Annotated in this window: 16 protein-coding genes; 7 read left to right on the forward strand and 9 right to left on the reverse strand. The window is 68.1% G+C overall.

What is annotated here, in order from left to right; translation table 11 throughout:
• The first annotated feature begins 213 nt into the window (after positions 1 to 213).
• Together ACSMFO_RS27870 and ACSMFO_RS27875 are read left to right on the forward strand one after the other, a co-directional pair.
• Positions 214 to 2,265, forward strand: coding sequence for a DNA gyrase/topoisomerase IV subunit B (locus ACSMFO_RS27870; protein WP_436461079.1), 2,052 nt, complete (start codon positions 214 to 216; stop codon positions 2,263 to 2,265).
• 29 nt (positions 2,266 to 2,294) lie between these two features.
• Positions 2,295 to 4,781 carry a DNA gyrase/topoisomerase IV subunit A gene (locus ACSMFO_RS27875; protein WP_436461080.1) on the forward strand — a complete coding sequence of 829 codons (2,487 nt, stop codon included), beginning with the start codon at positions 2,295 to 2,297 and terminating at the stop codon, positions 4,779 to 4,781.
• A gap of 181 nt (positions 4,782 to 4,962) precedes the next feature.
• Here ACSMFO_RS27875 and ACSMFO_RS27880 read toward each other — a convergent pair whose 3' ends face one another.
• Genes ACSMFO_RS27880 through ACSMFO_RS27900 form a run of 5 tightly spaced genes read right to left on the reverse strand, consistent with a single transcriptional unit; the run spans position 4,963 to position 9,532 of the window.
• Positions 4,963 to 6,174 carry an acyl-CoA dehydrogenase family protein gene (locus ACSMFO_RS27880; RefSeq protein WP_436461081.1) on the reverse strand — a complete coding sequence of 404 codons (1,212 nt, stop codon included), beginning with the start codon at positions 6,172 to 6,174 and terminating at the stop codon, positions 4,963 to 4,965.
• Entirely contained in the window at positions 6,171 to 7,040 is an 870-nt protein-coding gene (locus ACSMFO_RS27885; protein WP_436461082.1) for an SDR family oxidoreductase, read from the reverse strand. The genes ACSMFO_RS27880 and ACSMFO_RS27885 overlap by 4 nt, the downstream gene beginning before the upstream one ends.
• 10 nt (positions 7,041 to 7,050) lie before the next feature.
• Positions 7,051 to 7,893, reverse strand: a complete 843-nt coding sequence (locus ACSMFO_RS27890; RefSeq protein WP_436461083.1) for a MaoC/PaaZ C-terminal domain-containing protein — start codon at positions 7,891 to 7,893, stop codon at positions 7,051 to 7,053.
• Positions 7,890 to 8,321 carry a type II toxin-antitoxin system Rv0910 family toxin gene (locus ACSMFO_RS27895; RefSeq protein WP_436461084.1) on the reverse strand — a complete coding sequence of 144 codons (432 nt, stop codon included), beginning with the start codon at positions 8,319 to 8,321 and terminating at the stop codon, positions 7,890 to 7,892. The genes ACSMFO_RS27890 and ACSMFO_RS27895 overlap by 4 nt, the downstream gene beginning before the upstream one ends.
• Positions 8,322 to 8,338: 17 nt before the next feature.
• The gene (locus ACSMFO_RS27900; protein ID WP_436461085.1) at positions 8,339 to 9,532 is read right to left on the reverse strand and encodes a lipid-transfer protein; all 1,194 of its coding nucleotides are present in this window, start codon (positions 9,530 to 9,532) and stop codon (positions 8,339 to 8,341) included.
• 180 nt (positions 9,533 to 9,712) lie between these two features.
• Between ACSMFO_RS27900 and ACSMFO_RS27905 the strand changes: the two genes are divergently transcribed.
• Together ACSMFO_RS27905 and ACSMFO_RS27910 are read left to right on the forward strand one after the other, a co-directional pair.
• Entirely contained in the window at positions 9,713 to 10,660 is a 948-nt protein-coding gene (locus tag ACSMFO_RS27905; protein WP_436461086.1) for a hypothetical protein, read from the forward strand.
• 9 nt (positions 10,661 to 10,669) lie between these two features.
• Positions 10,670 to 11,377 (forward strand): RraA family protein, encoded by a 708-nt coding sequence (locus ACSMFO_RS27910; RefSeq protein WP_436461087.1) that lies wholly within the window; start codon positions 10,670 to 10,672, stop codon positions 11,375 to 11,377.
• Positions 11,378 to 11,545: 168 nt separating this feature from the next.
• On the opposite strand, the gene ACSMFO_RS27915 is transcribed toward ACSMFO_RS27910, so the two are convergent.
• Positions 11,546 to 12,367, reverse strand: coding sequence for a ThuA domain-containing protein (locus ACSMFO_RS27915; RefSeq protein ID WP_436461088.1), 822 nt, complete (start codon positions 12,365 to 12,367; stop codon positions 11,546 to 11,548).
• A 133-nt stretch (positions 12,368 to 12,500) separates the two neighbouring features.
• On the opposite strand from ACSMFO_RS27915, the gene ACSMFO_RS27920 reads away from it, so the two are divergent.
• The gene (locus ACSMFO_RS27920) at positions 12,501 to 13,379 is read left to right on the forward strand and encodes a LysR family transcriptional regulator (protein ID WP_436461089.1); all 879 of its coding nucleotides are present in this window, start codon (positions 12,501 to 12,503) and stop codon (positions 13,377 to 13,379) included.
• A gap of 223 nt (positions 13,380 to 13,602) precedes the next feature.
• On the opposite strand, the gene ACSMFO_RS27925 is transcribed toward ACSMFO_RS27920, so the two are convergent.
• Positions 13,603 to 14,397, reverse strand: coding sequence for a DsbA family protein (locus ACSMFO_RS27925; protein ID WP_436461090.1), 795 nt, complete (start codon positions 14,395 to 14,397; stop codon positions 13,603 to 13,605).
• A gap of 2 nt (positions 14,398 to 14,399) precedes the next feature.
• The gene (locus ACSMFO_RS27930) at positions 14,400 to 14,888 is read right to left on the reverse strand and encodes a MauE/DoxX family redox-associated membrane protein (protein ID WP_436461124.1); all 489 of its coding nucleotides are present in this window, start codon (positions 14,886 to 14,888) and stop codon (positions 14,400 to 14,402) included.
• Between the two features lie 91 nt (positions 14,889 to 14,979).
• Between ACSMFO_RS27930 and ACSMFO_RS27935 the strand changes: the two genes are divergently transcribed.
• Together ACSMFO_RS27935 and hrpB are read left to right on the forward strand one after the other, a co-directional pair.
• A complete protein-coding gene (locus ACSMFO_RS27935; protein WP_038518708.1) occupies positions 14,980 to 15,807 on the forward strand; it encodes a glutamate ABC transporter substrate-binding protein in 828 nt (275 codons plus the stop codon).
• Positions 15,804 to 18,197 carry an ATP-dependent helicase HrpB gene (gene hrpB, locus ACSMFO_RS27940; protein WP_436461091.1) on the forward strand — a complete coding sequence of 798 codons (2,394 nt, stop codon included), beginning with the start codon at positions 15,804 to 15,806 and terminating at the stop codon, positions 18,195 to 18,197. Before ACSMFO_RS27935 ends, hrpB begins: the two co-directional genes overlap by 4 nt.
• Here hrpB and ACSMFO_RS27945 read toward each other — a convergent pair.
• On the reverse strand, positions 18,182 to 18,970 hold the full coding sequence (locus tag ACSMFO_RS27945; protein ID WP_436461092.1) for an ion transporter: 789 nt from the start codon (positions 18,968 to 18,970) through the stop codon (positions 18,182 to 18,184). The genes hrpB and ACSMFO_RS27945 overlap by 16 nt on opposite strands.
• Positions 18,971 to 19,060: the final 90 nt, after the last annotated feature.

The raw sequence follows: 19,060 nt of genomic DNA on the forward strand, positions 1-19,060 counted from the left end.
CGTGTGACACCGGGAACGATAACGCCTCATCCAAGCCTTGAGGAAGCCGCTTTCCCCAGCCGTGACCCGCCCATCGGGACAGGGTGATGCGCCACACGCGGGGCTCGGGAGAACGAAGCTGTCGGAGGGGACGGATATCCTCCAGTACGGTGTCGCGTTGAACACCACCTCCACGAGCTAGTTCGCGAGCCACGACTCCAGGAGAAGTACCCAGTGACTGCTGAGACCCTGTACGGGGCCGACGACCTGACGCATCTCGAGGGTCTGGAAGCGGTCCGCAAGCGCCCCGGGATGTACATCGGCTCCACCGACAGCCGCGGCATCAACCACCTGTTCTCCGAGGTCGTGGACAACTCGACCGACGAGGGCGTGGCGGGTCACGCCACGAAGATCGTGGTCACCCTGCACGCCGACGGCAGCGTCCAGGTCGACGACGACGGCCGCGGCATCCCCACCGGAACGCACGCCAAATCCGGTTTGTCCGGTGTCGAGCTGGTGCTGACCAGGCTGCACGCGGGCGGCAAGTTCGGCGGCTCGGGCTACAAGACCTCCGGCGGTCTGCACGGTGTCGGCGCCTCGGCGGTGAACGCGCTGTCGCACCGCTTCGACGTCACGGTGAAGCAGAGCGGCAAGGTCCACCAGATGTCGTTCGCGCACGGCGTGCCCGGCGTGTTCGACGGGCCCGGCCCGAAGGCGAAGTTCACCCGCAAGTCCGGGCTGAACATCACCGGCAAGATGAAGCGTGGCGAGCGCTCCGGCACGTCGATCCGGTACTGGTACGACGCGCGCTACTTCGAAAGCGGCGCCGCGCTCGACGTCGAAGGTGTCCGCGCGAAGATGCGCAACACCGCGTTCCTCGTCCCCGGCGTCACGTACGTGCTGCGCACCGCCGTCGACGACTCGATCAGCGAAGAGACCTTCCACTACCCCAACGGCCTCGCCGACATGGTCGACTTCCTCGCCCCGGACAGCGAGAAACCCGTCTGCGGCACGCTGATCATCAACGGCGAGGGCACGTACAAGGAGAACGCGGCCGACGCCAGCGGTGTCATGCAGTCCAATGTGGTGCGTCACGCGGAGATCGAGGTCGCGCTGCGCTGGGGCACCGGCTACGAGCGCACGGTGGAATGCTTCACCAACACCATCCGCAACGTGCACGGCGGCACCCATCGCCGCGGTTTCGACCGCGCGGTGCTGAAAGCCTTGCAGGACGCCATTTCCAAAACCCGCGGGCTGCTCAAGCCCAAGGAGGACATGCCGACCGTCGAGGACGTGCTCGAAGGTATGACGGCGGTCGTCCACGTCCGGCTGCCGGAGCCGCAGTTCACCTCGCAGACCAAGGACGAGCTGTCCACCGCCGGTATCACCCGCGTCATCCAGGGCGTCGTCGACAAGCACATCCGGTCCTGGACCGAAGAGCGCAAGACCAAGTCCGAGGCGAAGATCGTGCTGCAGAAGGTGGTCGACGCGGCACGCGTCCGGCTCACCCAGAAGCAGCAGAAGGACGCGGCCCGGCGCAAGACCGCGCTCGAAGGCGCGGCGATGCCGCCGAAGCTGGTCGACTGCCGCACCACCGGCGTCTCCCGCAGCGAGCTGTTCCTCGTCGAGGGTGACAGTGCCCTCGGTTCGGCGCGGATGGCGCGCGTGTCGGAGTACCAGGCGCTGCTTCCCTTGCGCGGCAAGATCCTCAACGTCCAGAAGGCGTCGCTCGGCGACACCTTGAAGAACGCCGAGATCGCCTCCATCGTGCAGGTGCTCGGCGCGGGCAGCGGGCGCACGTTCGACCTGTCGACCATGCGGTACGGCCGGGTGATCCTGATGGCCGACGCGGACGTCGACGGTTCGCATATCCGCACGCTGCTGATCACGCTGTTCGCCAAGTACATGCGACCGGTCATCGAGGACGGCAGGCTCTACGCCGCGATGCCACCCCTGCACAAACTGGTCACCAAGGGCCGCAACCCGGAAACCCACTTCACCTTCACCCAGAAGGAGATGGAGACCAAGTTCGCGGAGCTGGAACGCGCCGGCAAGCAGATCGTCACGCCGGTGCCGCGGTTCAAGGGTCTCGGCGAGATGGACGCCGACGAACTGTGGGACACCACGATGAACCCGGCCACCCGCTCGGTCCGCCGCATCACCCTCGACGACGTCGAAGCCGCGGAGAACGCGCTCGAACTGTTGATGGGCGAGAAGGTCGAGCCGCGCCGCAACTGGCTGGTCGAATCCTCCGACCGGGTCGACCGCGAAGCCATCGACGCCTGATTTCGTTGCTATTCAAGGAGCTTTGAGCAATGGCACGCCGTAAGGGCACCACGACCAAGGTCGACCCGTCAGCGTTCGACAAGCCAGGCGCGAACGTCTTCGACAACTCGCTGAAGACGGAGATCGAGGATTCGTACCTGGAGTACGCGTATTCGGTCATCCACTCGCGGGCGCTCCCGGACGCGCGGGACGGGCTGAAGCCGGTGCACCGCCGGATCATGTACTCGATGAACGAGAACGGCTACCGGCCGACGCACGCGTACGTGAAGTCGTCCCGTGTGGTCGGCGACGTGATGGGCAAGTACCACCCGCACGGCGACACGGCGATCTACGACGCCATGGTCCGGCTCGCGCAGGACTTCTCGCTCAACGTCCCGCTGGTCGACGGGCACGGCAACTTCGGCTCCCCCGACGACGGCCCGGCCGCCTCGCGGTACACCGAGGCGCGGCTCTCCCCCGAGGCGATGTTGCTGGTCGGTGAGCTCGGCGAGGACACCGTCGACTTCCGGCCGAACTACGACGGCTCGCTCGAAGAGCCGTCCGTGCTGCCCGCGGCGTTCCCGAACCTGCTGGTCAACGGCACTTCCGGGATCGCGGTCGGGATGGCGACCAACATGATCCCGCACAACCTGACCGAGGTCATCGGCGCGGCGCGATGGCTGATCAACCACCCGAACGCCACGCTGGACAAGCTGATGGAGTTCGTCCCCGGCCCCGACCTGCCGACCGGCGGCTCGCTGCTGGGGCTGGACGAGGTCCGCCGCGCGTACGAGACCGGCCGCGGGGTGGTGCGCATGCGCGCCAGCGCCGAGACCGGGCCGCTGGAGGGCAGCCGCGGGCGGCAGGCGATCACCATCACCGAACTGCCGTACGGCGTCGGCCCGGAGAAGGTGATCGAGAAGATCACCGACGAGGTCAACAAGTCCAAGCGGCTCACCGGCATCGCCGACGTCAAGGACCTCACCGACCGCGAGAACGGCACGCGGCTGGTCATCGAATGCAAGGTCGGCGTGAACCCGCAGGCGCTGCTGGCGGATCTGTACCGGCTCACGCCGCTGGAGCAGTCGTTCGGCATCAACAACCTGGTGCTGGTGGACGGGCAGCCGCGGACGCTGGGGCTCAAGGCGCTGCTGGAGGTCTTCCTCAGCCACCGCTACGAGGTCGTCACCCGCCGCACGCGGTACCGGCGCCGCAAACGCGAAGAACGGCTGCACCTGGTCGACGGCCTGCTGATCGCCCTGCTCAACATCGACAAGGTGATCAAGCTGATCCGCGAGAGCGAGAACGCCGCGGCCGCGAAGGACGGCCTGATGAAGCGGTTCAAGCTCTCGGAGATCCAGGCGACCTACATTCTGGACACCCCGCTGCGGCGGCTCACGAAGTACGACCGGATCGAGCTCGAAGCCGAGCAGGACAAGCTGCGCGAGGAGATCGCCGAGCTGTCGAAGATCCTCGACGACGAGTCGGTGCTGAAGAAGGTCGTCTCGGCCGAGCTGGCCAAGGTCGCCAAGGACTCCCCCGCCGAACGCCGCACCGCGCTGATCGACGGTGACCTCAAGGAGGTCCTCGCCGCGTCGAAGCCGTCGGGTCCGCTGGAGGTCGCCGACGATCCGTGCCAGGTGATCCTGTCGGCCACCGGGCTGGTCGCGCGGACGGCCGCGGAATCGGAGGAGGCGTCGGAGGTGCGGCGCCGCAACGGCCGCGTCAAACACGACTCGGTGGCGGCGGTGGTCCATTCGACCGCACGCGGGCAGGTGCTGCTGGTGACCAACCGCGGCCGCGCGTTCAAGACCGACGTCCTGCCGTTGCCGGTGCTGCCCGAGCAGGCGGGCACCGTGTCGCTTCGCGGCGGGATGGCCGCGAAGGAACTGGTGCCGCTGGAGAAGGGCGAGCGCGTCATCGGCCTGGCCCCGCTCGGCGAACAGGCCGCCGGCTCCCCCGGCCTCGCGCTCGGCACGAAACAGGGCGTCGTGAAGGTGTGCGCGCCGGAATGGCCGGTCCGCTCCGACGAGTTCGACGTGATCAGCCTGAAGGACGGCGATGAGGTCGTCGGCGCCACCTGGCTCACCGACGGCAACGAGACACTGGCGTTCCTGTCGTCCGAAGCGTCACTGCTGCGCTACGCCGCTTCGCTGGTGCGGCCGCAGGGTCTCAAGGGCGGCGGCATGGCAGGCATCGTCGTGCGCGGCGAGGCGGAAGTGGTCTTCTTCGGCGCGATCCGCACCGACGACGCCGAACACGGCGAGCCGATGGTCGTCACCGCGACCGGCGCGAGCGTGAAGGTGACCCCGTTCAGTGAGTACCCGGCCAAGGGCCGCGCGACCGGCGGCGTCCGGGCGCAGCGGTTCCTCAAGGGCGAAACGCGGCTGATCGTCGGCTGGATCGGCCCGCGTCCGGCCGGTGCCGCCCGCAACGGCGACCCCGTGGAACTCCCCGAAGTCGACGTCCGGCGCGACGGCTCCGGCCACGCGCACCCCGGCCCGGAGGTCGTCGGTCACCTCATCGAACGCGACTGACCCCGCACTCACGTGATTGAGCGCGGAACTCGCGTGCTTGGAGCCGGAACGCCTCCAAGCACGCGAGTTCCGGCCCCAATCACGCGAGATCCGTCTCCAAACACGCGTGTCGTCCGGCTGATCACGCGTGTCGTCCGTCGGGGCCCCGGACCCCGCGTGGTAGCAAAGGTCCCTTGCTCCCTCAGCGACCGAGCAGGCCCTTCGCGATGTGTGTCACCTGGATCTCGTTGCTCCCCGCGTAGATCATCAGCGACTTCGCGTCCCGCGCCAGCTGCTCCACCCGGTACTCCGCCATGTACCCGTTGCCGCCGAACAACTGCACGGCCTCCATCGCGACCTCGGTGGCCGCCTCCGACGAGTACAGCTTCATCGCCGAAGCCTCGGCCAGCGTCGGCATCTTGCCCGCGCGCAGGGTCTCGATCAGCTGGAAGACCATGTTCTGCACGTTGATCCGCGCGACCTCCATCTTCGCCAGCTTGAGCTGGATCAGCTGGAACCGCCCGATCTCCTGGCCCCACAGCTTCCGGTTCTTCGCGTAGTCCACGCACAGCCGATGACATTCGTTGATGATCCCGAGCGCCAGCGCCGCGACCCCGATCCGCTCGACGGCGAACCCGGACTTCACGTCGGCCTTGCTGTCCCCGTCTCGACCGGTCTCGGATTCGCCGAGAAGCCTGTCCCGCCCGAGCCGGACGTCGCTGAAGAACAGCTCGCCGGTCGGCGACGACATCATGCCCATCTTCTTGAACGGCTTGCCCTGCGTGAGTCCCGGCATGCCCTTGTCGAGCACGAACGTCAGCACCTTGCGGTCCCGGACCGCCGAGCCGTCGTCCAGCTTGGCGTACACGATGATCGTGTCGGCGTAAGGCCCGTTGGTGATGAACGTCTTCTGTCCATTGAGAACGTACTCGTCGCCGTCGCGCCGCACCGACGTCTTCATGCCACCAAAGGCGTCCGAACCGGAGTCGGGTTCGGTGATCGCCCACGCCCCGACCTTCTCGAACGTCGCCAGCCCGGGCAGCCAGCGTTCCTTCTGCGCTTGCGTGCCCTTGGTCAGGATCGTCTGCGCGGCCAGCCCGATGCTCACGCCGAGCGACGCGACGATGCCGAGACTGACCCCGGCCAGTTCGCTCACCGCGATGAGCGCCATCGCCTCCTGCCCACCGAACGCCAGGCCGCCACCCGAACCGGATCCAGGGGACTTCGACAGCAGTTTCGACACCGATTCCCGGGCGAGCGCGTCGATGCCGAAGGACGCGAACATCTTCCGGATGATGTCGTACGGCGGCAGCGTCCCGCTTTCCAGCGCGTCGAGATGCGGCCGGATCTCCTTGTCGACGAACTCCCGGATCGCGTCCCTGATCAGCAGTTCGGTCTCGGACCACTCGATCACGGGAGCCTCGCGGCGATGTCGTCGATCTCCCAGGCGGCCTCGGTTTCGATCACCTTGACGTCGTGCCAGCCCGCGAGTTCGGAGATCGCGCCGCCCTGCACGGCGAACACCTTGCCGGTGAGCGGGCATTTCTCGGTCGCGAGGTAGGCGACCAGCGGCGAGATGTTCGCCGGGGAGAACGCGTCGAACTCCCCTTCTGCCACCTCCTGGGCGAAGATCGCGCCCATCCCCGGCGTCGCCAGGGTGAGCCGCGTGCGCGCGATCGGCGCGATCGCGTTGACCCGCACGCCGTAACGCTCCAGCTCCTCGGCGGCGACCAGCGTCAGCGCGGCGATGCCCGCCTTCGCCGCGCCATAGTTCGCCTGCCCCGCGTTCGGCAGCGTGGTCCCGGACGCCGAGGCGGTGTTGATCACCGAACCCGCCACCGGCTCGCCTGCCTTGCTCGCGGTCTTCCAGTACGCGGCCGCGTGCCGCAGCACCGCCGCGTGCCCCTTCAAATGCACGGCGATCACGGAATCCCATTGGGACTCCTCAAGTCCGGCGATGAACGCGTCGCGCAGGATACCTGCGTTGTTCACGACGACGTCGAGCTTGCCGAACTCGTCCACCGCCTGCGTCACCAGCTCGGCGGCACCCGCCCACTCGGCGACGTTGGCCGTGTTCGCCACGGCCTTCCCGCCCGCCGCGCGGATCTCGTCGGCGACCTCCTGCGCGGGCCCGGCATCCCTGCCGCTGCCGTCGTTCGCCCCGCCGAGGTCGTTGACCACGACGCTCGCGCCCTCCCGCGCGAACAGCAGCGCGTGCTCGCGGCCGATCCCGCGTCCGGCGCCGGTGATGACGGCGACGCGTCCGTCGAGTGCTCCCATGGCTTTGCTCCTACTCCGCGAATTCCGCGAGACCGTCTTTGATCACGACGGTTTCGCCGACGGTGGTTTCGAACGCGTAGCTCCCGGCGCCCGCGCGCCAGATCTGCGTCGTCAGGTCCTGGCCGGGCAGAACCGGCTTGGCGAACCGGACGGCGAACCGCTTCAGTCTGTCCACATCGGACCCGGCGACCTCGGTCAGCAGCGCCCACGAAGTGAACGCCATGGTGCACAGGCCGTGCGCGATGATCCCCGGCAGTCCCGAATCCTTCGCGACCTCTTCGTCGAGATGGATCGGCATCGGGTCGCCGGCGGCGGGCGCGTACCGATACGTCTGGTCGTCGTTGACGTGCTGGTTCACCTTCGCCACCGGCGCCTGCGAGCGGAGGTTTTCGTCGAACTTGTGGTCAGGCCCGAGTTCGCCGCGGGTCTCCCCGGTGTCGAACCCGCGCACGAACAGCGTCACGTACTGCTCGTTGACCAGGTCGCCGCCGTCGGTCCGGCATTCGAGGTGGATGGTGCCGCGGGTGCCGTTCGGCAGGCCCTCGTAACCGGTCATCCGCGCCCGCGACACGAGCCTGTCGCCGGGTCGGATCGGCCGGTGGAACCGGAACTCCTGTTCCCCGTGCACGATCCTGCCGAACAAGCCGACCGGGACGACCTCGAGCGCGGGTTCCATCAGCGACTCGAACACCGGAACGATCGCGAACACGGGGCTCGCGACGTCACCGGCGAGGTGCGCCGGGATCGGGTCGTTGGTGGCCTTCGCGTACTCGATCAGCCGCTCGCGCGTGACCTCGAACCGCGACTCGTCGGTCCATTCGCCGAGCCCGCCGGGGTCGAACCGCTCGGTCACGAGACCAGCGCCTTGAAGTTCTCGAGCGAGGCGTCGAGGTTCTTCTTGCCGTCCTTCTCGACGGCCTTGCCGAGCGCGCCGACGATCATCTGACCGGCGAACTCCGCGTCGATGCAGGCGAGCGAACCGGCTCCGGACGCCTCCACCGACAGCTCGAACTTGACCTTCACCCCGGCCATCCCGGTGCCGGAGATCGCCAGCTTCGACGGCGCCTCGAACTCGTCGACGGTCCAGGTGATCGTGTTCGGCATCCCGAGCATGGTGACGACCTCGGAAGCCTGTGCTCCCTTGGAGAATTCGGCCGGGACCTCACCCTTCCACTTGGTGTGGATGGTCAGCCACTTCTCGAAGTTGTTGGGGTTGGAGAACTCCGCCCACACCTTGTCGGGGGCGGCGGGGAGTTCGACGGAGGCACTGATCTTGCCCATGGTTCTTCCTTTCGGGATCAGCGCTCGGCGCGCTGGTAGGCGGTGACGACGGCGGCGCCGCCGAGTCCGATGTTGTGCTGCAACGCGGCCTGGACACCGTCGACCTGGCGTTTGCCGGCGGTCCCGCGCAGCTGCCAGGTCAGCTCGGCGCATTGCGCGAGGCCGGTGGCGCCGAGCGGATGCCCCTTGGAGATCAGCCCGCCGGACGGGTTGACGACCCATTTCCCGCCGTAGGTGGTGTCTCCGGAGTCGACGAGCTTCCCGGCCTCCCCTTCGGCACAGAGACCGAGCGCTTCGTAGAGCAGGAGTTCGTTGGCGGAGAAGCAATCGTGCAGCTCGATGACCTGGAAGGCCTCCGCGCCGAGCCCGGCCTGGTCGTACACCTGGCGCGCGGCCTGGACGTTCATGTCGTAGCCGATGATGTTCTTCGCGGTCCCGTCGAAGGTGCTGGCGAAGTCGGTGGTCATCGCCTGCCCGACGATCTCGACGGCCTGCCCGGCCAGCCCGTGCGAGTCCACAAAGGACTCGCTGGCGAGGATCGCCGCGCCGGAACCGTCCGAGGTCGGTGAGCACTGGAGCTTCGTGAGCGGGTCGTAGATCATCCGCGAGTCGAGGATGTCCTGCAGTGAATAGCTTTCCTGGAACTGCGCGTACGGATTGTTCACCGAATGCCGGTGGTTCTTCTCGCCGATCTTGGCGAAGTGCTCGGCGGTGGTGCCGTAGGTCTTCATATGCTCGCGGCCGGCCGCGCCGAACATCCACGGCGCGGGCGGGAAGAGCACCTCGGAGATCTCCGCGAGCGCCTGGAGGTGCTTGCCCATCGGCTGCTCGCGGTCGTCGTAGGTCGAGCCGAGCGATCCGGGCTGCATCTTCTCGAAGCCGAGCGCGAGCGCGCAGTTCGCACGGCCGCCCCGGATCGCCTCCGCGGCCAGGTACAGCGCGGTCGACCCGGTCGAGCAGTTGTTGTTGACGTTGACGACCGGGATCCCGGTCATGCCGAGTTCGTAGACCGCGCGCTGCCCCGAGGTCGACTCGCCGTAGACGTAACCGACGTAGGCCTGCCGCACCTCGTCGAAGGAGATCCCGGCGTCGGCGAGCGCGTTGGTTCCGGATTCCTTGGCCATCTGCGGGTAGTCCCAGCCCTCGCGGCGGCCGGGTTTCTCGAACTTCGTCATGCCCACGCCGACGACGTACACCTTGTTGGCCACCACCACGCTCCTTGTCGTTGCCGGGTCGCTGCTGCCACTGAAGATACAGACAGGTTTGTATTTATCAACCCTTACATACAGACCTGAACGGATGTTACTTCCGGCACGTTGCGTGTCAGGTGACGCAGACAGGCGGGCCGCACCCCCGTTAAACAGGGAAAACACGACTCACAGGGGGTAAGGATGAAACGGACGAGCATGGTCTTGGCGGCCACCGTCGCCGCCGGGCTGATGTCGGCGGGCACCGCGTCGGCGAGCGGCTGGACGATGAGCTACCTGCGGCCGCCGGGCGGAGACGCCATCCGAGTGGTGGCCACCGACGGGGCCGGGAGCTACGCGGGGCACTCCGACCGGGGGCTGCTCACCTGGTCGGGCTGGATGGTGCGCAACCACGGCTTCCCGGCGGGCTACGACACGGTCGAAGCCGTGGACGAGAACACGTCGAAGGCGATTCTCACGAACGGGTACGCGATCTCGACGAGGACCAAACGCTCGTTCGTCCACCAGAACGGCGGGTTCCAGCTCCTGGAGAACGTCCCGGGGTACGCCCAGACGGTCGTCACCGGGATGAACAACCGCGGCGACATCGTCGGCGACGTGTTCAACGATCCGCGATACGGCTCACGGGCGGCGTTCTGGCCTGCCGGCGACCGCGCGCACCCGGTGCTTTTGGACTCCCCGCCGCTGCTCAGCCCGGTGGACATCGATCACGATGGCACGATCCTGATGCAGGAGCAGGGCGGCGGCACCTGGCTCTGGAAGGACGGCGTGGCAAGGCAACTCGCCCTTCCCGAGGGCGTCCGCGAAGCACACGCCATCGCGATCCGGGACGGCAAGGTGCTGGCCGATCTCCAAGGGGGCCAACGGCTTTGGACGGCCCCTGACACCTCCATCCCGGTGCCGGAGACCATGACGGTGACCGCGCTCAACGGGTCGGGACTCCTCGTCGGCTGCTTGCGGACCATGGGTACCGCCACGATTCCCGCGGCGTGGACGCCGGGCGGCCCGGTCGAGACGCTTCCCGCGCCGTCCGGCGGTTGCGGCGCGATCGTGGGCGACAACGGGGAAATCATGGGGACCCTGCAGGACGACGACTACTTCGACAAACTCGTGGTGTGGCGCCGTGGCTAAAGTCGGGGCATGGATCCCGAAGAGCTTCGGCAGCGGTTCTCCCTGCTGACCACCGCGCATCTGACCGACGGCTGCGTGCGCGCCGGCGTTCAGGTCCGGTGCGCGCCCGCGGGCACGCACTCGGTCGTGCCCGGCGCCCGCGTCGCCGGGCGGGTCACCCCCGCCCGGCACGTCGGCAGCGTCGACGTCTTCCTGGAGGCGTACGAAATCGCGAACCCCGGCGACGTCCTCGTCGTCGACAACGGCGGCAGGCTCGACGAAAGCTGCGTCGGGGACCTCGCGGTCCTCGAAGCGGAGGCGGCCGGGCTGAGCGGCGTGGTGATCTGGGGGCTGCACCGCGATACGGCCGACATCAAGAAGATCGGGCTGCCGCTGTTCAGCCTCGGTTCGATCCCGACCGGCCCGCTCTCGGTCTCCGCCCGCCCGGACGGCGCGCTCGAATCTGCCGTCGTCGGGGAATGGACGGTGACGAGGGAAGACCTCGTGTTCGGCGACGAGGACGGCGTCCTGTTCGTCCCGGCCGACCGGGCGGACGAGGTCCTGGATCGCGCCGAAGGCATCCGCGACACCGAGCGGCGCCAGGCCGACCGGATCCGCGGCGGAGAGTCCCTTCGCGAGCAGGTCCGCTTCGCCGACTTCCTCGCGGAGCGGGCGAAGTCGCCTTCGCTGACGTTCCGGCAGCACCTGCGGGCGGTCGGGGGCGCCATCGAGGAGTAGCAAGGGACCTTTGCTACCACCGGGCCCGCTGACCTGCGCAGGCCGTCCGTGAAGGCCTCCTTCACTACCTTCAGGGTAGGCAAGGAGGCCTTCACGGCACCGCGGGAGAGCAAGGGACCTTTGCTACCACCGAGGCCCCTGACCTGCCGGAAAGAGCGCGGGCCCGGCTCATCCTCGTGCGGTTTGCCTTCCACCGAGCCACAGCAGACCGTCGACGACGAAGCGGTTCTGCACCTCGCTGCCGAAGGTCGACGAAAGCGGCTGGTTCGTCTCGTAGTTCATCTTGTTGTGCCCGAAGTTGGCGTAGAGCATCTTGTACTTGGCGTTGGTCCAGAGGATCGGGTAGTACCCGCTGTACCAGGACTGGTTCGGGTCGGTCCCGAGCGGGAAGCTCACCGGGTCCACCGACGCGAGGATCCGGATGTCCGGGTTCTTGCGCAGGTCGCTGTTCCAGGCGTACCACTCGCTCACCGACGAGGTGAAGGTCGCGGGCAGCCGCGTGGTCGAGGGATGCGGCCGGTTCTCCACCTTCAGCGTCGCCGTCGTCGGACCCCAGGTGTTGGACTTGAACGCACCCGTGCCGAGGAACCTGTTGTGGTACCAGTCCCATGTGGACGGATTGGTGTTGAACGCGGCCACGTGGAAGCCGAAGAACGCGCCACCCGCGTTCATGTAGCGCTCGAAGCCCGAGCGTTGCGAGGAGGTTTGCGGCAGGTCGTCCAAGAACAGCACGACCTGGTACTGCGACGGCTGCAGCGAGCTCAGCCGGTTCCAGTCGTTGGTCGCGGTGTAGCTGAAGTTGTTCTGCGAAGCGGTTTTCGGGAACCACTGGTTGGCTTCCTTGACGAAGCTGATGTGCGCCGCGTCGTAGGTGCCGTTGTAGAACGCGAGCACCTTGAACGCGGGCGCCGCCTGTGCCGTCACCGGCGCCGACGCCAGTGCGAGACACGAAACGAACAGCAGAGCGAGCCGGACCACGAATTTCGTCATACCTCACCACCCATGCCGAGAACGCGTAAATTCATTGCTTGAATTAACACATGGCACAGCGTCGATGGTCTAGACCTGCGGGAAATACGGTTCCCGATGACCGGCACGGAGCCGTATCGATAACCTGGAGATTATGGAACTGCGGGATATCGAGATCTTCTTGGCGCTGGCCGACGAGCTGCATTTCGGCCGCACCGCGGAGCGCCTGCACGTCTCGCAGGCGCGGGTGAGCCAGTCGATCAAGCAGGTGGAGCGCCGGATCGGCGTACCGCTGTTCGCCCGCACCAGCCGGCGGGTCCGGCTCACCCCGATCGGCGAACGGCTGCGAGATGACCTCGGCCCCGCCTACCGCGCGCTGCACGAGGGCATCGACCGCGCGATCGCGGCCGGCCGCGGGGTCGGCGGCGTGCTGCGGCTGGGCTTCGAAGCACCTGGCGTCGCCGACTTGACCGAGGAGCTGCTGGACCGTTTCCGGCAGCGCTACCCGGACACCGAACCGCTCATTCGCGAGGCTGATTTCGCCGACCCGTTCGCGATGCTGCGATCGGGTGAGATCGACGTGCTGGTGACGCTGCTTCCGGTCGACGAACCCGATCTCGCGACCGGCCCGGCCGTGTACACCGAACCGATGGTGCTCGCGGTGTCGTCGAAACACCCATTCGCGCGACGAAAGTCAGTCACTCTCGACGACCTCGCCCGCGACACCGTCCTTCGCGCGGCGCATCCGCCGGAGCCGTACTGGATCGAAGAACCGCGACAGTGGCTGACGCCGGCCGGACACCCCGTGACCCGGGGCGCCCCCTTCGCGACCTTTCAAGAACTGCTCGCCGCGATCGCCACCGGTGCCGGCATCTGCCCGCTCGCGGCGCACGCGCGGGAGTACTTCAGCCACCCGCGGATCCGCTTCGTGCCCTTCGCCGGCTCACCCGCCGTCGAGTGGGGCCTCGTCTGGCCGCGCTCCGCGGAGACAGCGCGCGTACAGGCCTTCGCCGCCGTCGCTTCGCGCCCCTGACCTGCGAAAGGGAGCAAGGGACCTTTGCTACCACGTCCCCGGCGGGCAGCGGTGTTGACTGACTGTGTGGATTTTGGTGCGTTGGATGACCAGAAATCCACACGGTCACCGCGGCGCGGAGCAAGGGACCTTTGCTACCACCCGGCCGCCCCCACCGACCCCGAACAGCGTGAAGGCCCCCTTCCCTCGGCTGATCCGAGGGAAGGGGGCCTTCACGGGAAAACTAGCTGACGACCTTCTGCACCCAGTCCTGCTCGAGCTTCACGACCTGCCCGTTCGCGGTGACGGTCGGCGTGCCGAAACCGGGGCCGTTGCCGAAGTCCTGCTGCAGCGACGGGTCCGTGGAGATCTTCTTGTACGCGTCCTGGATCTCCTGCTCGTACGCGCCGCTGTTGACCTTGAGCACGAAGGTCGGGTCGGTGATGCCGACGTCCTGGCCGAGCTTGATCAGCTGCGCCTTGTCGAACCCGCGGCCGCCTTCCTCCGGCTGGTCCTTGAACAGCGCGTCGTGGAAGGCGAGGAACTTGCCCGCGTCGGCCGCCGCGAGGGAGGCGTTGGCGGAGTCCAGCGAGTAGCCGGGCGGGTCGGAACGCTGGTTCAGCATCGGCAGCATGTGGTACCGGACCTGCAGGGTCCCGTTGTTCACCTGCTCCTCGATCTGCCCCTTGAAGGTCTCTTCGAACTGCTTGCAGACCGGGCACAGGAAGTCGGCGTAGACGTCGATGGTCTTCTTCGCCTCGGACTTGCCGACGGTCACGACGGCACCGTCGCGCTTTTCGACGACACCGGGCGCCGATGTGCCCGTCTGCGCGCCGATCACCTTGCCCTCGGTGCTGTCCTTGCTGGACGTCGTCCAGATGACGCCACCGATCACCAGCGCGGCGAGAACGACCACCGCGACGGTGATCGCGACGACCTTCTTCTTGTCGCCGCCCGCGACGCCCCTGGCCTGTGCCACCGAACGCGCCGCCGTCTGCTGCTGCTTGCGTTTCCGAGCGTTGCGCTCAGCTCCACCCACGATTATTCGTTCCCTTCAGCGATACCCACATAGTCGTCGTCGGCGGAGGCGCGAGAGTTCCCGAGCCAGCCGTCCACGGAAAACCAGGTCCGCGGCTGCACGATCAGCCAGACACCCAAGAGCGCGAATCCGAGGTCCCTGGCGATCTCCTGCGGATACTGCGTCTGATCCGCGGCGATCTGACCGCCACCGCCGAAACAGCCGCAATCGATGCTCAGCCCGCGCGCCCAGGATTGGGCGATCGCGGCGATGAGCACCGCGAGCAGCAGCACCGACAGCACCGACACCCACCGGGTCACGAACCCGGCGAGCAGGAACAGGCCGAGCGCCAGTTCGACGAGCGGCATCCCGATCGCGACCGGGCGGACGAGCCCGTCCGGCAGGACATCGAACGCCTGGACCGCGATGTAGGTCTGCCCCGGGGCGCTGATCTTCAGCGCTCCGGAAACCAACCAGACGGCGGCCAGTCCGAGCCGGGCGAGTGTGCCCACGGCGTCGAGTACGACTTGGGGCGGTCTACGCACGGGCCTAGGCTAACCGCCGACCCTGAGAACAACGTGAGGCGGCGGACGGAGGCACCCGATGAGGGGACGCGCCCTGCTGGTGGCCTGCTTGATGCTGGTCACAGCGGCGGCCTGCGGCGAAGAGGCCGGTCCGTCGGATTCCCTCGTCGCGCGCGCCGTCGCGTCCAACAAGCTCACCATCGGCATCCGCTTCGACCAGCCGGGGCTTTCCAAACGGACGGTCGACGGCCGGTACGTCGGCTTCGACGTCGACGTGGCGAAGTACGTGGCGAGCGAATTGGGCGTCGACGAGGATCACATCACCTGGCACGACAGCAGGCCGTCGTCCCGCGAGACGGACATCACCTCGGGGACCACGGATCTGATGGTGGCGACCTACTCGATCACCGAAAAACGCAAACAGGTGGTCGCGTTCGCCGGGCCCTATTTCGACACCGGCCAGGATCTCCTCGTCCGCCTCCGGTCGACCGACATCACCGGTCCCGAGAACCTCAACGGCCGCAAGCTGTGCGCCGTGGGCGGCACCACCTCCGCCGAGCAGGTGCGCGACAAGTTCGCCCAGGCCGTGCAGCTCGTCGAGTACCCGCGCTACCAGGACTGCGTCACGGCGCTGCTCGCCGGACAGGTGGACGCGGTGACCACCGACGACGTCATCCTCGCCGGTTACGTGGCGCAGAACCCGGAACTGCTGCGGGTCGTCGGCAAGCCCTTCTCGAAGGAGAAGTACGGCGTCGGCCTGCGCAAGGACGACATCGAGGGCCGCGCGGCGGTGGCCAAGGCGATCCAGAAGATGATCTCGTCCGGGGAATGGCTCGATTCGCTGAACCGCAACATCGGCCCGTCCGGCTACCGGATCCCGCCTCCGCCACAGGTCACCGAGCGGTGACCCTTCCCGATCTGCCGGTTCGCGCCGTCCTGCCCGAACTCGAAGCCGCACTCGACGCCCACGGCACCGCGGTCCTCGTCGCGCCCCCTGGCACCGGAAAGACCACTTTGGTGCCGCTGGCGCTGGACAACGGCGAAGGCCGGGTGATCGTCGCCGAACCGCGGCGGCTCGCCGCACGGGCCGCGGCGGCGAGGATGGCGTCCCTGCTCGGCGAACGGGTCGGTGAGACGGTCGGCTATTCGGTCCGCGGCGATCGGAAGGTGTCTTCTTCGACGCGGATCGAAGTGGTCACCTCGGGCTTGCTGGTCCGGCGGGTGCAGGGCGATCCCGAGCTGGCCGGGGTGTCGGCCGTCCTGCTCGACGAATGCCACGAACGCCATCTCGACGCGGACCTCCTGCTCGCGCTGCTGCTGGACGTGCGCGCCGGGCTGCGGGACGACCTGCGGCTGCTCGCGACGTCCGCCACGGTGGCCTCCGGACGGCTGGCGGCCCTGCTCGGCGACGCGCCGGTGATCACCGCGCACGCGAGGACGTACCCGGTCGACGTCTCGTACTCCCCGCCCGCGCGCGGCGAGCGGATCGAGGCGACCGTGGCCCGCGTGATCCACAAAGCACTGTCCGAAGGGGACGGTGACGTCCTCGCCTTCCTGCCCGGCGCCGGGGAGATCGCCAGGGTGAGCGGACTTCTCAACGGTCTCGACGCCGACGTGCTGCCCTTGCACGGACGGCTTTCGGCGGCGAGCCAGGACGACGCGCTGCGCCCGCGCGACCGTCGCAGGGTGGTTCTCTCGACGTCGGTCGCCGAATCCAGCCTGACCGTGCCGGGGGTGCGCGCGGTGGTGGACTGCGGACTTTCCCGCGTTCCCCGCGTCGATCACCGGCGCGGCCTGCCCGGATTGGCGACGGTCCGCGTTTCGGCCGCGGTCGCGGAACAGCGCGCCGGTCGCGCCGGACGTGAGGCGCCGGGCCGCGCGTACCGCTGCTGGGCCGCGCACGAGCAGGGTTCGCTGCCCGCTTATCCCGAACCCGAGATCCGGACGGCGGAACTGGCGCGGTTCGCCCTCGAACTCGCCTGCTGGTCCACTCCGGACGGTTCCGGCCTCGCCTGGTGGGACCCGCCCGGCGAAGGCGCGCTGGCCGCCGGGCGCGCGTTGCTGACCACGCTCGGGGCGACCGCGGAGGACGGCACGGTCACCGAACGCGGCCGGAAAATGGCCGGGCTGGGCCTGCATCCACGGCTGGCGAGGGCGTTGCTGGACGGCGCGGCGCGGACCAACGCGCGCTCGGCCGCCGAAGTCGTCGCGCTGCTGGACAGCGGCGGCACCCTGACCGACCTCGAAGCCGAGCTGCGCCGAGTGCGCGGTGACGAGCGCTGGAAGCGTGACGTGCGACGGCTTTCCCGGCTGGTGCCCGACGGCGGCAACGCGTCCGATCCAGCACTGGTGGTGGCGCTCGCGCATCCCGAGCGGCTCGCGCGACGGCGTGCCGCGGGGACGCCGGTGTATCTGATGGCGGGCGGAACGGCGGCCGAACTGCCGCGCGGCAGCGGACTCGCCGACGTCGAATGGCTGGCCGTGGCCGAAGCGACCCGCGATCCCGGCCGCGCACAGGGCATCATCCGGCTGGCCGCCCCCGCCGACGAGGACCTCGCCGTGCGCGCGGCGCCGAATCTGGTGTCCTCGGTGGACGAAGTGCGCTGGTCTTCGGGTGACGTCGTCGCGCGATCGGTGCGGCGGCTCGGGGCGATCGTGCTCGCGGAGAAACCGTTGCGCTCACCCGCCCCAGACGCGATCCGCGCCGCACTACTGGACGGTTTGCGCACCGAAGGACTCGGCCTGCTTCGCTGGCCGGAAGACGGGAAGCGACTCCGTGAACGGTTGTCGTTCCTGCATCGAGTACTGGGCCCGCCTTGGCCCGCGGTCGGCGACGCTGACTTGTTGTCCACTATGGACAGCTGGCTCGACCTCGGCTCGGCTCGCCGCCGATCGGACCTGGCATCGCTGGACGCGGGTGCCGCGCTGCGTGGATTGCTGCCCTGGCCCGAAGCGTCGCGTTTGGACGAACTGGCACCGGATCGGCTGGAGGTGCCGTCGGGTTCGCGGATCAGGGTCGACTATTCGGGCGAGCAGCCGGTGCTGGCCGTGAAACTGCAGGAGACCTTCGGCTGGCTCGCGACGCCGGAGCTGGCGGGTGTCCCGGTGGTGCTGCACCTGCTCTCCCCCGCCGGTCGGCCGGCCGCCGTCACCGCCGATCTGGAATCGTTCTGGCGCAACGGGTACGCGGCCGTGCGCGCCGATCTTCGCGGCCGCTACCCGAAACACCCCTGGCCGGAGGATCCGCTGACCGCCGCGCCCACCCGGCGTACCTCAAGAGGTCAGTCCATCAGCTGATGCTGCGGCCTGGTCGGCAACTGTGCCGCCAGCTCCTCGTCGTCCTCCCGCTCGTTCAATCCCAGCTGCACGGCGCTGCGGATCTGCTCCCGGTTCTCCCGCACCACATGCGCGAAGAATTCGTCGATCCGCGGATCGGTCAGCACTTCGAGGATCACGCGCATCGCGGTGTCGATCACCGAACGCACCACCTCGTCGTGGAACGGCAGTTTCGAAAGCCGCCCGGCCTGCGGATCGTTCTTGAGCTTCTCCGCGATGATCCCGCGCAGCAGCGTCTGGTTCTCACCGAGCGAGCGCGCGAGGTTCTGCGGATAGTTCCCGGTTTCCAGCACCTTCACGACCTCGTCGAGCACCGCGATCGTGATCGGCTTCTTGATCGCCAGCACGATCGGCCGCGAAAGCCGTTCGACCAGCCGCTGCGTGAACCGCTCCCCGAACGCGCGGTCCGCCGTACGGGCGAGCCGGACCAGCACCACGATGATCCGCAACAGCCGGAAGCCGCGCAGCGCCGGATGCGCGATGGGGATCATGCCGAGGATTTCATACCAGTTGCGCAGCGGGAAGCGCTTCTCCCAGCCGTTGCGCCGCCACCGCCAGAGGAATTCCAGCGCGAAGATCCCGCACACCGTCGTGTCGATGACGAAGACACGGTGCGCCGTCTCCGCCGAATGCGGGAAGAACGTCACGTAGGCGAGCAGCCCGACCGAGAACACGGCGAGGACGAGCATCACCAGGTCGAGCGGATTCACGCGCCGTTGTTCGCGGGTGGTCATGGCGCCGATTGTGCCTTTCCACGCTGACTCGTGCCGAGCGGCACCTGCCGAAAGTAAGGGGTGGCCGATGACTTCGGGGCAATGCCCCCG

Source organism: Amycolatopsis sp. w19, assembly GCF_051373225.1.
Lineage (GTDB): Bacteria > Actinomycetota > Actinomycetes > Mycobacteriales > Pseudonocardiaceae > Amycolatopsis > Amycolatopsis japonica.

Bases quoted from the DNA above. Each gene is read 5' to 3' on its own strand.
- ACSMFO_RS27935 (WP_038518708.1), top strand. From the start codon at position 14,980: ATGAGGGGACGCGCCCTGCTGGTGGCCTGCTTGATGCTGGTCACAGCG.
- ACSMFO_RS27915 (WP_436461088.1), bottom strand. From the start codon at position 12,367: ATGACGAAATTCGTGGTCCGGCTCGCTCTGCTGTTCGTTTCGTGTCTC.
- ACSMFO_RS27905 (WP_436461086.1), top strand. From the start codon at position 9,713: ATGAAACGGACGAGCATGGTCTTGGCGGCCACCGTCGCCGCCGGGCTG.
- ACSMFO_RS27885 (WP_436461082.1), bottom strand. From the start codon at position 7,040: ATGGGAGCACTCGACGGACGCGTCGCCGTCATCACCGGCGCCGGACGC.
- ACSMFO_RS27910 (WP_436461087.1), top strand. From the start codon at position 10,670: ATGGATCCCGAAGAGCTTCGGCAGCGGTTCTCCCTGCTGACCACCGCG.
- ACSMFO_RS27920 (WP_436461089.1), top strand. From the start codon at position 12,501: ATGGAACTGCGGGATATCGAGATCTTCTTGGCGCTGGCCGACGAGCTG.
- ACSMFO_RS27945 (WP_436461092.1), bottom strand. From the start codon at position 18,970: ATGACCACCCGCGAACAACGGCGCGTGAATCCGCTCGACCTGGTGATG.
- ACSMFO_RS27895 (WP_436461084.1), bottom strand. From the start codon at position 8,321: ATGGGCAAGATCAGTGCCTCCGTCGAACTCCCCGCCGCCCCCGACAAG.
- ACSMFO_RS27875 (WP_436461080.1), top strand. From the start codon at position 2,295: ATGGCACGCCGTAAGGGCACCACGACCAAGGTCGACCCGTCAGCGTTC.